Origin of the sequence: uncultured Olegusella sp. (genome assembly GCF_947253395.1) — a bacterium.
Classification (GTDB): domain Bacteria; phylum Actinomycetota; class Coriobacteriia; order Coriobacteriales; family Atopobiaceae; genus Olegusella.
In genome coordinates this window covers 1-12,265 of sequence record NZ_CAMXYY010000006.1, presented here as the reverse complement: position 1 = coordinate 12,265, position 12,265 = coordinate 1, and the positions used below count along the sequence as shown (strand labels likewise).

At 50.1% G+C, this 12,265-nt stretch carries 10 protein-coding genes and 2 tRNA genes; 3 read left to right on the top strand and 9 right to left on the bottom strand.

Going from position 1 to position 12,265, the window contains the following annotated elements:
- Positions 1 to 179: 179 nt before the first annotated feature.
- The 3 genes from Q0X25_RS01415 to Q0X25_RS01405 form a co-directional block, all read right to left on the bottom strand.
- Positions 180 to 1,070, bottom strand: coding sequence for an amino acid ABC transporter ATP-binding protein (locus Q0X25_RS01415; protein WP_298578588.1), 891 nt, complete (start codon positions 1,068 to 1,070; stop codon positions 180 to 182).
- A gap of 93 nt (positions 1,071 to 1,163) precedes the next feature.
- Positions 1,164 to 1,817, bottom strand: a complete 654-nt coding sequence (locus tag Q0X25_RS01410; protein WP_298578587.1) for an amino acid ABC transporter permease — start codon at positions 1,815 to 1,817, stop codon at positions 1,164 to 1,166.
- A gap of 112 nt (positions 1,818 to 1,929) precedes the next feature.
- Complete coding sequence (locus Q0X25_RS01405) at positions 1,930 to 2,808, bottom strand: transporter substrate-binding domain-containing protein (protein WP_298578586.1); 879 nt, start codon at positions 2,806 to 2,808, stop codon at positions 1,930 to 1,932.
- Between the two features lie 384 nt (positions 2,809 to 3,192).
- Here Q0X25_RS01405 and Q0X25_RS01400 point away from each other — a divergent pair, with 384 nt between their 5' ends.
- Positions 3,193 to 4,305, top strand: coding sequence for an IS110 family transposase (locus Q0X25_RS01400; RefSeq protein ID WP_298578584.1), 1,113 nt, complete (start codon positions 3,193 to 3,195; stop codon positions 4,303 to 4,305).
- A gap of 391 nt (positions 4,306 to 4,696) precedes the next feature.
- Here the strand turns inward: Q0X25_RS01400 and Q0X25_RS01395 are convergent.
- A tRNA-Lys gene (locus tag Q0X25_RS01395) sits at positions 4,697 to 4,773 on the bottom strand.
- A 4-nt stretch (positions 4,774 to 4,777) separates the two neighbouring features.
- Positions 4,778 to 4,854: transfer RNA gene (locus Q0X25_RS01390), tRNA-His, on the bottom strand.
- Between the two features lie 408 nt (positions 4,855 to 5,262).
- Here Q0X25_RS01390 and Q0X25_RS01385 point away from each other — a divergent pair.
- A complete protein-coding gene (locus tag Q0X25_RS01385) occupies positions 5,263 to 6,885 on the top strand; it encodes an aminotransferase class I/II-fold pyridoxal phosphate-dependent enzyme (RefSeq protein WP_298578583.1) in 1,623 nt (540 codons plus the stop codon).
- Positions 6,886 to 6,963: 78 nt separating this feature from the next.
- Here the strand turns inward: Q0X25_RS01385 and thpR are convergent, their stop codons facing one another.
- The 4 genes from thpR to Q0X25_RS01365 form a co-directional block, all read right to left on the bottom strand.
- Positions 6,964 to 8,136, bottom strand: a complete 1,173-nt coding sequence (gene thpR, locus Q0X25_RS01380) for an RNA 2',3'-cyclic phosphodiesterase (RefSeq protein WP_298578582.1) — start codon at positions 8,134 to 8,136, stop codon at positions 6,964 to 6,966.
- Between the two features lie 10 nt (positions 8,137 to 8,146).
- A complete protein-coding gene (locus Q0X25_RS01375; protein ID WP_298578581.1) occupies positions 8,147 to 9,463 on the bottom strand; it encodes an amidohydrolase family protein in 1,317 nt (438 codons plus the stop codon).
- 87 nt (positions 9,464 to 9,550) lie between these two features.
- Positions 9,551 to 10,738, bottom strand: a complete 1,188-nt coding sequence (locus tag Q0X25_RS01370) for a DUF349 domain-containing protein (RefSeq protein WP_298578580.1) — start codon at positions 10,736 to 10,738, stop codon at positions 9,551 to 9,553.
- 214 nt (positions 10,739 to 10,952) lie between these two features.
- Positions 10,953 to 11,501, bottom strand: a complete 549-nt coding sequence (locus tag Q0X25_RS01365) for a glutathione peroxidase (protein WP_021735431.1) — start codon at positions 11,499 to 11,501, stop codon at positions 10,953 to 10,955.
- Between the two features lie 202 nt (positions 11,502 to 11,703).
- Here Q0X25_RS01365 and Q0X25_RS01360 point away from each other — a divergent pair.
- On the top strand, positions 11,704 to 12,265 hold a 562-nt coding region (locus tag Q0X25_RS01360; protein ID WP_298578579.1), incomplete at its 3' end, for an asparagine synthase-related protein.

Below are 12,265 nucleotides of genomic sequence, written 5' to 3'. Positions count from 1 at the left end.
CGATTCTTATAAAATTGCTGGTAGGTAGGGGTAAGAAAAAATCGTTGCAACCTCAGGTTGCAACGATTTGGAGGGATTTTTTAGGAATGCGTGGGGGTGTTGCTGCAAAAATTTGCAAGCAGTGCTTGGGTAGGACACACGCTCCATACCCCATCTATTCTTTGGTGGGGGAGTCAAGTTTATTCTTTGGTGGGGGAGGCAAGAAACGCGCGGGTGCGAGGATCGCTCGGATAATCAAATACCTCCTTGGGCGTTCCTTCTTCTACAATGCGACCATCTAGCAGCAGGCAGACCCGATCGGACGCAGCTCGCGCAAAACTCATCTCGTGAGTTACCAGCCCAACAGCCATGCCCTCTTCTGCCAGAGAGCGAATCAGCTTGACCATATCATCGGTCAGGCGAGGATCTAGGGCAGAGGTTGCTTCGTCAAAGAAAATCAGGCGAGGCTTCATGCAGAGTGCGCGCGCAATTGCAACGCGCTGCTGCTGACCGCCTGAGAGCTGACAGGGTACCTTGTCTGCATGTTCGGTAAGATCGAGACGTTCAAGTAGCTCGCGGGCCTGCTCTTTAACTTCTGCTGGATTGCGCTTTTGCACTACCAGCGGTGCATCCATCACATTTTGCAGCACCGTCATGTGGGGGAAGAGGTTGTAGTCCTGAAATACAATGCCAAAGCGCATACGTGCGCGCTGCATAGCGGCTCTGTCATAGATGGCAGGTTGAATGTCGAGAGTATGCTCTCCTGCTTCGGGATTTGGGTCCTTCTTGGCACGAGAATCAAGCTCAGATCCGCGCGGCTTGCATACCACGATACTGTCGTAGGAGAGCTCACCTGCGTCAAAACTATCCAGCAATGTCAAGCACCGCAGCAAGGTGGACTTACCTGCGCCCGATGGACCGATAATGGACAGTACTTCTCCGCGGTTAATCGTCAGAGAGATATCGTGCAGTACCTCGTGTTCGCCAAAGGACTTACGGGCACCTCGCAAGTAGACGGCTGGCAGGCCGACGAGTGAGGAATAAGAAATATCGGGCGTGGGAAGCTTGCGTTGGGGCTTCTTTTTGAGCATTGCGGATTCCTTAGCTTTGCTTGACGGATTGAGTAGGGAAAAACAGGACTTGAGCTAGGTAAGCAGGACTTATGTGAGGTAGCTGAACTGAGCTTAGTCGTGATAGTAGGCAAGCTTTTTTTCGGCGCGGCGAAGCAGAGCTTCGATGATAAGACAGGTTATCCAATAAATTGCGGCAGCAATAACAAACGGTATCATCGTGTGCTCGCGAGCGACGAGTGCCTTACCTGTGGTAAACATCTCGATGACACCAATGGAGAATGCCAGTGAGGTGTCTTTGACCAAAGTCACAATTTCATTTCCCATAGCAGGGAGGATACGTTTGACTACCTGAGGCAAGATGATGCGAAAGAAGGTCTGACTGCGCGAATACCCCAAAGCTTCCGCTGCCTCATATTGGCCGCGCGGCATGCTCTGGATACCCGAGCGATAGATTTCTGCAAAGTAGGCGGCATAGTTAATCACAAAGGATGCAAGAACAGCCACCATCATGTAACCGGGTCCCATGGTGATGCCAAATACGTAATACGGAGCAAAAAAGACTGCAAACATCTGCAGCATCAAAGGAGTGCCACGCATCAGGCTGATATAGATGCTGATAAGCCATGCGAGTGGCTTGATGCGAGAGAGACGCCCCAAGGCGACAGGGATGGCCAGCAGCGTTGCTCCTATCAAGGTGACAAAGAAAATCTCGAGACTGATGCCATAGCCCTCGATGAGTTTTTGGAACATGATAGAGACTTCCATACTGCCATCCTGTCATACGTCTGATGTGCGAACTGTTTTCGAACTGCTTCCCCAAAAGGAGACCGCGACTGTGCGAGTCGCGGTCTTAAAATCATAGCTTGTTGGTGGCACCTTATGCCTTGGGTAGACACCAGAGGTCATAAGAAACACCCTGATTACTATACTTCTCACAAATCTTTTTGACTGTGCCATCGGCGTCGAGTGCTTGGAGATCTGCCTGGATGGTAGCTGCGAGCTGCTTGCCTTCATCATTTTTTGCACAGCCGACCCCAAAGTGCTCGGAATTCAAAGATTCATCAAGAATGGTGAACTCTGAGCGGCCGTCAATATTAAAGACAGCGACGGGATAGTCAACAGCAATAGCATCGTAACTCCCCTGTTCAAGGGACATGAATGCGGTGTTGTACTCGCCGATGGTATCGAGTTTTCCAAAGCTCTTGCCGAGTTCCTCTTGGCTTCCGCCCTCGGAGAGCAGCTCGAGGGCGGCCGAGTCAGCCTGGGTGATAACGCGCTTATCCTTGAGGTCGCCAAGTGCTTTGATGTTTGAATCGGACTTTACAACGATGACCTGGCGGTTTTCCATATATGCGTCAGTAAATGAATAGTCTTTCTCGCGACCCTCGATGGTAAAGCCGTTCCAAATACAGCTAATCTGACCAGAGTTGAGCATGGCATCTTTTGCATCCCAGTTGATAGGGGTGGGCGTAAAGGTCCAACCCTCTTTTTTGCAGACGGCTTGTGCGAGATCGAGGTCAAAGCCCGTGTAGTTGCCGTCTTTGTCAAGGTAGCCGTAGGGTGGGAAGGCGTCATCAAAGCCGACGATGAGCTCAAAGCCCTTCGTTGTTGTTGAACCTGCGCTACCCGCTGCTGATCCTGTAGGTGCGGGCTTGTTTCCACAAGCGGCAAGCATGCTGAGAATACCTGCGCTTGCAGCAAAACCACTTGCCTTGATAAAAGACCTACGGTTGATTTGCTTATCCTGGATGCTCATCTTGATTCCCCCTGTCGTGTGAGCCTTACATCCTTTTTGTACAGCCACTTTAGTTAACTAAACTTTAGTGTGCTAAAGCAAGGATAGTGAGTAAAACGCAAAGATGCAAGAAAAATTTTGTTACCATTTGAATTCATAGTTTTGCGTGAGGGGAGCACAAACATTCACTACGCGATATTGGCGACAAAAAGTTAGATGGTAAGAGGTAAAAACGTCTGTCACTTCTTTGTCACTGCGTGTCACTGGATAACAGACGATATGAGAGAAGCATTGAAGCCCCCTTGCTCATGTCATCTCGCGGGCTAGAGGACTGCCACAATGTGAGCTAGATATATTGGCTTGTGCGGCAATCTCATACCGCACACATGGAAGGGGGCTTCTCTTATGTATGTTACCTCCATTGGCCTTGATGTCCATGCCCGCTCAATCTCGGCAGCCGCTTTCAACCTCTATACCGGTGAAATCCGTCAGAGGGAGTTTGGAGCACAAGCCGAGCCAATAGCCGAATGGGCAAAGCAGTTCGAAAGTCCCAAGTGCGTCTATGAGTCGGGACCAACCGGATGGCATCTGGCACGTGAGCTCAAGGCGCTCGGCGTTGATTGCAGCGTTGCTGCCGTATCCAAGATGCAAAAGCCTTCAGCTGACAAGAGACGCAAGAATGACAAGCGCGATGCTGCATTTCTTGCCCGCATGCTTGCTTGCCACAACATCGTCGAGGTCTTCATCCCCACAGAAGAAATCGAGGCGGTCCGTGACCTCTCAAGAGCCCTAGATGATGCAAGAATCGACCTGCAAAGAGCACGCCAGAGGCTCTCGAAATTCCTGTTGAGAAGAGGCTATGTCTTCGATGAAAAGAATGCGCTTAACCAGAGGAAGAGCGCTTGGACAAGAGATCACAGAAAATGGCTTGAGTCCGTGACCTTCACAGGCCCCGCTAGGGTGACCTTTGTCCACTATGTGACCTGCGTAAGATGCGCCGAGACTGACAAGAGATCTCTAGAAAAGGCCGTAAAGACAGAAGCAAGGACAGACAGGTGGGCACCAACGGTAAGAGCACTTTCGACTATCAAAGGAATAGACGAGGTAAGTGCCTTTTGCCTTGCTGCAGAGGCCGGACTCTTCTCCAGGTTTGGATCTGCTCAGGAGTATGCCAGCTGGTGTGGACTCATTCCTTCCGAGCACTCATCAGGAGAAAAAGAATCAACAGGACACATTACCAAGACAGGAAACAACGCTTCCAGGCACACCCTCGTTGAGAGCGCTTGGCATTTCGCAAGCTGTTCGGCAAAGCCCAAGCAGATTCCTGACGAATGGTGCGTACCCACCTCCATACGCTTACGGGGCAATGCCTGCACCAAACGTCTTACTCAAAGGCATGCCCAACTCTCGAAAGCCACGCACAACCGCTGTATCGCCAATGTTGCGGTCGCCCGCGAGCTTGCCTGCTGGGTCTGGGAGATAGGACGGCGAGTGGAAGGAACCTATCAAGAAAGATAGGAGCCTACCCTTCATAAGACTTTTGCCAGGGATGCCTGTGCATCGACGCAGTGCTGGGATCTGCTCACGAGACCTTTTTTGGACAGCCCATAAGGGCCGCGTCCGCCATTAAAGACTGATATTCGCAATGAAGATCCCAGACGAAGAATCGAACTGCGGTACCGTGCTCTTGCCAGCTGTTGGATCTCATAACCAACAGGAGCACGGATCAAAGCCCGCGAATATTAGCTTGCCAAGCAAGCGTCGACTAAGGAATGCTCAGTACAGACCATCCCCGGTTGAAAGTAGTAGCAGGTCCCAAGGAAACTTTAGGACCTGCTACGTCATGCCACTTGACAATGCTTCTCTCATATTAAAAAAGGCCAGAGCCAAAGCTCTGACCTGCATGTTCTGGTGCGCCGTCAGGGATTCGAACCCTGGACCTTGGGATTAAGAGTCCCCTGCTCTGGCCAGCTGAGCTAACAGCGCAAAATGGGGTGGGTAGTGGGTCTCGAACCCACGACCTCCGGAGCCACGGTCCGGCGCTCTGGCCAACTGAGCTACACCCACCATCTGCCCCGCACGGCTTTCGTCGCGCTTCAGCGGAAGTTATTATTACCTAGCGCCAAAAGAAATGCAAGGACAATTTTGTCTTTTTTGAAAATAGCGCGAATTAGTTTGATATCTTTCCAAAGAAAAACCATCTGAGCTGGGGATTTATTATTTGATACAAGTGGAAGAAAAACACCGAGCTTATTTGAATAAAAAATGTACTGTGTCAGTTTTATAATGAACAATATTCTGAACTTAAATCTTGAACTTTGAACTATTATGTTTCCAACGTTTTGAGAACAAAATTGAACTTTGAACTTTTGTATGAAGAAAGCGCGTACTTTTTGTTCAAACGTGATGCTCTTACGCAAGATGGATTTGGACGAGTGGTGAAGAAATAGGCAGTCAAAAACGGGCGGAGTAGACATGGATAGTCAGGGTTTTCCTGAGCGCTTGGCCAAGATTATGGAGGAGCGTGACCTCAAGCAGGTTGATCTGTTGCATCTGGCTTCTGTGCGGGGAATAAAGCTTGGCAAAAGCCAGTTAAGCCAGTATGTAAGCGGCAAAACTATGCCACGCTCTGCTGCATTGAGCTCGTTGGCTGAGCTTTTGGGCGTTGAAGAAAACTGGCTTGCAGGCACCAATCAGCAGCAGACGACTCGTGATCATGCAGCAGTAGACCGAGCAGCCAATAATGAGCGGTCCGGTACGCGAGCTACCACGGGCGCTACTGCGCCCCTCAAATCCGGTTTATCTGCGACTAATCAGTCAAATGGTGGTCACAAGTTTAGCTCTACTTCACAGAAAAAAATGTACCGGGAGGTTCATCCTATGCGCCAGTTCAAAAAATCCGCCAAGCTCGAAAACGTGCTGTACGACGTGCGTGGTCCTGTTGTCGATGAGGCAAACCGCATGGAAGAGGATGGCATGAGCATCCTCAAACTCAACATTGGCAACCCCGCCACGTTTGGTTTTCGTACTCCTGATGAAGTTGTTTTGGACATGGCGGCTCAGCTGACCCAGTGTGAGGGCTACTCAGCATCCAAAGGACTCTTTTCAGCGCGCAAGGCAATTATGCAGTATTCGCAGGTCAAGAACCTACCAAACGTCACGATGCATGATATCTATACCGGCAACGGTGTTTCTGAGCTTATCAATTTGTCGATGTCGGCGCTGCTTGATGATGGTGACGAGATTTTGATTCCAAGCCCAGACTACCCACTGTGGACTGCCTGCGCAACGCTTGCTGGTGGCAAGGTCGAACATTATCTGTGTGACGAGCAGGCAGACTGGTATCCCGATATGGACGATATTCGTTCCAAGATTACACCTGCTACCAAAGCCATTGTTATCATTAATCCCAATAATCCAACCGGAGCACTCTACCCACGTGAGGTTCTGCAAGAGATTGTGGATATCGCTCGTGAGTACCAGTTAATAATTTTTTCTGACGAGATTTACGATCGTCTTGTTATGGAAGGCGAAGGTGAGCACATCTCTATTGCCTCGCTTGCACCTGACCTGTTTTGTGTGACTTTCTCAGGCCTCTCCAAGTCCCACATGATTGCTGGCTATCGTATTGGCTGGATGGTACTGTCTGGCAACAAACGCATTGCTCGTGACTATATTTTGGGCATCAACATGCTTTCAAACATGCGCCTGTGCTCTAATGTGCCAGCGCAGTCTATTGTTCAGACGGCGCTGTGGGGTCACCAGTCGGTGCGCGACTATGTCCAGCCAGGCGGTCGTGTCTACGAGCAGCGCGAATATGTTTACAATGCACTCAAAGATATTCCTGGCATCAGTGTGGTAAAACCCAAGGCAGCCTTCTACATTTTCCCCAAACTTGACCGCGAACGCTTCAATATCACCGATGATCAGCAGTTTGCTCTTGATTTGCTCCAAGACAAAAAAGTGCTTATTGTTCAGGGCACTGGTTTTAACTGGGGTGAACCCGATCACTTCCGCATCGTTTATCTACCGCGCATCGAGACCCTCAAAGAAGCTGTTGACAAGTTGGCAGACTTCCTGAGCTATTATCGCCAGTAAGTCAGTGCGCCTGTGCGTAAGCAGAGCCATGCCCACGCGCAAATAGAAATTTTGCTTGGTCGTATGTATTTGCCCATACTAGTTTTGTGTGAGCAGATACGTAAGCTTTGCCACGAAGCGCTTGCGGTCTTCAGAAGTAAAAGGAGCGGGTCCTTTTGTTCGGCCTCCTGCACGGCGAACTTTCTTTTCTTCGTGACGTAGCATCAAGTCAAAATCGATAGTTTCTTTGCGATAGATGTAACCACGTACTCCTATTGCAAGTGCGCCGCGGCCGAGCACCATCCCTGCAAGGCCGATATCTTGGGTCACGACAAGGTCTTTTGGCGCAAGTTGCTCCACGATGGCAAAGTCAGCGCTGTCGGCGCCAATACTTACGTTGAGCACTTCTACCCAAAAGCCATTCTTTGCCTGCTTTGGGCTACGAGGATCGTCAGTCTGAATATGGCGCTCAAGGTTTTGAGTGGTATTACCTGCAATAACAACGGGAATGCCCTGCTTGCGTGCACAAGAAAGAGTCTCGCGAATGACAGGGCAGGCATCAGCATCAATAAATATCGTACGAGGGTGCGTCGTCTTTGTGGCATTGACGTCGCGAGATAAGACGGGCGACTCTTTTGCCGAAAACTCAGCATGAGCGATTTCATCATAGAGCAGAGGTCCGTCTTTACTCTCACGATGGCTCCACACCAGTGAAAGTGAGGAAGCTTGCCACTGCGCTGCCCAACGTATATCGCTATCGTGTTCTTGAGCTTGTGCGGCCAAAGCTTCTGCCAAGCCTGCGGCCTTAGAGTTTTGCGAAAGACGAGCGCCACGGAAAAGACTGATATGGGGGATATAGACACCAAAACTACTGCTTTGAAAATCGCCTAATCCCTCTGTGGCAAGCTCTGCGCAAAGTCGTGCATGGAGTGCATGTAGGCTATCCAGATCGCCGTCTACACCGCGCCACACAATCGCCCCACCATGGTGTTTCTCAAAACAACCAAGAGATGCCAACTTTAGCTCAAATGGCAAGGTATTCTGTGCGCAGCGGACTATTGCGCGTTTGGCAGCGGTTTCCTGCAAAGCAGTGCATTCACCCAAAAAAGCGAGGGTCAAATGTAGATTGCGTTTGGAGCTCGGCTTGGGATGTGCAATGAGCGGGCTGAGGTCAGCTTGGGTGGCTATCAGCGCGCGACGTACTGCTTCATGAGGCCAGATGGCAATAAAGAGCCGCTTGCTTTTGTCGGTAGGGTCTTGGGGCTTGTCCATGTATGTAGTCCTACAAGAATTTGTCGAGCTCACGGTCAAGTATTTTTTTGCGCATGACATGTGGATTTTTAACCACATACCCTCGTGTGACAACCATTTCAATATCTCTGAGCGCGCTGAGGTCTTCAAGAGGATTTTTGGAGCAGACAATCATGTCAGCACATTTGCCTACCTCGATAGAGCCAGTTTTATCTCCAATACCTGCCAGTTCAGCGTTACGCAAGGTGGCCGTATAGAGAGTAAATTTCTCAGAGACACCAACCATCTTGTGAAAGTAGACCAGCTCGCGCCAGAAGTCATATTGTGAAACCCAAGGACAACCCACATCGTTGCCGAGGGCGACAGGGATGTCATGAGCCAGGGCTGCCTTTGCGCAAGAGATAATGCCGTCAAAGACCATTTTGCCATTGAACTGCTCTATCTCTGAGGCACCAGATATGCTGCGATCAAAAAGGGCATAGGAAAGAGCTGGTGAAATGGTGCATGTCAGGAAGGCGCCGCGATCCTTGAATAGCTGAATAATTTCATCGGTGGGTTCGGCACCGTGTTCAATAGAGTCAACACCATTTTCGAGAGCAACCTTGACGCCTTCAGTGGATTCAACATGTGCTGCAACAAGGTAGCCACAGGCATGCGCTTCATCACAGGCAGCTTTTACCATCTCGGGAGGCATCTTGAGCTCGCCCGGCACACCTTTTGCCTTTGCATCAAGCACGCCACCGGTAATCATCAGTTTAATTAAGTCAACGTTTTGGGCTTGAGCCTTGTGAACCAAAGCACATGCCATATCGGAGTTTTCAGCAGCTATCGCGACTGAGCCTGCCATATGACCACCAGGTACTGAAATGCCTTCGTTTGCTGCAATGATGCGTGGCCCCAACTGATTGCCACAAGCAATTTCATCACGTACGTGCGTATCCAAATCGCGGAGACCGCCGACGGTACGTATGGTAGTCACTCCGCTCATCAGTTCAATTTTTGCATAGGAGCGCACTAGCGCATGGGCAATAGCTGCGCTGATAGGATTGGAAAAGAGCTTATCTACCAGTGCGGATGCATCGCGTTGCTTCTTTTGGGGCTTGCCGTTGCCCGCAAGATGCACATGCATATTGATAAGGCCAGGCAGAAGGTAGCGCCCGTCCAAATCAATGATCTCATATCCAGACAAATCAGAGATTTGCTCGCTTATGGCTACAATGGTATCGTCCTCAACAAGCACTGCCTTGCCCGTCTGAGCGCTCATATCTTTGGTGCCATCAAGAATGACGCCATTTACATACGCACGCTTGGTATGAGAGCTGCTGTACTTGGCCATAAAAATCGCCATCCTCTCTGCTTGATGAGACGTCTTGTGATGTGGAAACTCACAAGACGTCTGGGACGTTGCGTATAGTAGCTGTAAAAACCTTAAAGTCTAACGTTTCATCTTGCGGCGGATATCTGCCATATCATGCTCGATATCCGCGATGTCGTGCTGGTAGTCTTCTAAGCGTTTCGTTAAGTTACGACGACGGTCATCATCATCGGTGGTCTTGATCTGGTATTCCAAAACGTCGACCTGCTCCTCAAGCTTGTCGAGGGTGCGTTGCTTTGCTGCAAGGACGCCTTCCATACGCTCGCACCATGCGGCGTGGCGTTGCTCCCACTCAGCATGACGACGCTCATTGTATTTTTTGCGCTCGTCCCAGAAGGGGTTTTGAGCTAAACGGAAGCGCTCCCAGAGCTGGTCGTTTACTTCTTTGCCGGCAAAACCCGTAGCTTTCCACGCATCACCAAGAGCGCGCATAGTCGCGGTGGCCTCGCGCGAATAATCTTTGGCATCGCTGAGCTCCTGTGCGCGCTTGATGAGATCTTCTTTTGCTGCGGCGTTCTCGGCAATTTTTGCTTGGCGGCGTTTGTAGTTTTCACGCTGTGCGTCAAAAAATGCCTGACGAGCTCCATTAAAGCGTGCCCAAAGCGTCTCGTCGGCCTGACGACCCGCAGTGCTCAGTTTGCGCCACTGATCCATCAGCTCGTGCATCTGTGCACTACCATTGCGAAAATCCTTAGCTTCAGCGACAGCTTCGGCTTTCTGTGCCAGCTCTTCTTTGGCTTTGGCCATAGATTGCATAATGGCATGACGTTCTTCGCGGAACTTTGTGCGTGCGGCTTGAAATGCGTTCCACATCTCGTCTTCGCGTGGAGTAGAAAAGCCATGGACGGCCTTCCATTCGTCCATCAAGGCGTTCATTTTGCGCAGGGCAGCTCCGTCACGTTTTTCGTCAGCAAGCAAAGCCTCGGCCTTTTTGACTAACGCGGCCTTCTTGTCCAATACTTCATGGAGCTGTTTGAGGGGGTCTCCTGTAATGCCAAAACCATATTCGGTTTTGCCGCCCGATTTGCGGTCGTGCTTCCAAAATAGCAGCTCATAGCCACCATCACGTTCAATTCCAACCCAACGACCAACACCTTTGGGGTCATCTGCGGGCTTGCAGGGCTCATCGTCAGCATTGCGGCCACCGTAGATTACCTCAGCAAATTTTGCTCCACTTGTCTCATCCGTGAACTGGTTTTGCTCAGCATAAGGATCACCAAAGTCAAGAATTTTTTCCCACAAAGCCATATCTACTCCCATGTGCGCAATTGCGCCTCGCATGCACTAATGCGCTCATTATGAACCATGATGGCGAAGTTTCCGACCTCGATAGGTATAAACAGTTAAGTTAATCGCGTGAGAGGAGATATTGAGGGCAAAAAAAGACCGCCCAGCAACACGAGAGACTCAAATAGGGTCAAATATAGCAGCTGAGCGGTGTGCTAGTTACTCAATTTTTTGCTTATAGGGCAGCTTTGATTGCAGCCTCAACCTTGTCCATAGATATGGTGGGCTCAAAACGAGCAACAATATTGCCTTCGCGGTCAACAAGCCACTTAGTGAAGTTCCACTTGACGTAGGCCTTTTCGCCAAATTCCTGATCGATGCTTGCGCCAAAAGGCTTCATTGCCAAGGCTTTGACACTTTTGCCCCAGCCCTGGAAAGGCTTTTCGGTGGCAAGCCACACAAAGAGCGGGTCTGCACCATCACCGTTGACTTCGAGCTTTTTATACTGAGGAAAATCCGCGCCAAATTTTAGCTGGCAGAATTGGCGAATCTCCTCGTCGGTGCCAGGTGCTTGGTTGCGGAACTGATTGCAAGGAAAGTCAAGGATTTCAAAATCCTGTGCTTTGTACTCGCGATAAATTCGCTCGAGATCCTCATACTGAGGGGTAAAACCGCAGCCAGTGGCGGTATTGACTACCAATAAAAGCTTGCCTTTGTAGTCGGCAAGACTTTGGGTGCTGCCGTCGGGTTTGGTGACGGTAAAGTCATAAATATTTTGTGCCATGTTGAACTCCTCTCTAGGGCGGATAGCAGTTGTGGCTCTTCCACAACTTTTTTTGCTCGCAAAAACAGTATCACACAAAGTATGTCTCGACGTGATACCTAAGATTAGTCCGCCTCGTTAGCGTATCTTTCCGCTACGATTTACCTACACTAAAGAGTTCGTGGTGCAAGTAACATGACATGCAACAAAGAAGGGGTGTCACATGGCTGACAAGCGTCCAGAGGATATGGCTCGTATTAGCACGGCGGATCTTGCTGAGTCTTTTATTGCCCAGCAGGTTGAGGCGGTTCGCGCGCAGGTAGGGGATGGCAAAGTTTTGCTCGCACTGTCTGGTGGCGTTGACTCTTCTGTTGTGGCAGCTCTGCTTGTGCGCGCTATTGGCAAGCAGCTCGTATGTGTGCATGTGAATCATGGTTTGATGCGTGCGGGGGAGTCCGAGCAGGTCATTGAGGTGTTCAAGAATCAGTTGGACGCAAATCTAGTGTATGTTGACGCTACTGACCGTTTTTTGAGCTTGCTTGAGGGTGTTGAGGAACCTGAAGCTAAGCGCAAGATTATCGGTGGCGAATTTATTAAGGTATTTGCCGAGGAAGCAGCCAAGCTTTCGGGTGTGGGCTTCCTTGCGCAGGGAACAATTTATCCTGACATTATTGAGTCCGAGAAAGGTGTTAAGGCTCATCATAATGTGGGTGGTCTGCCTGAGGATATAGATTTTGAACTGGTAGAGCCTGTGAAATATCTGTACAAGGATGAAGTGCGTGTGG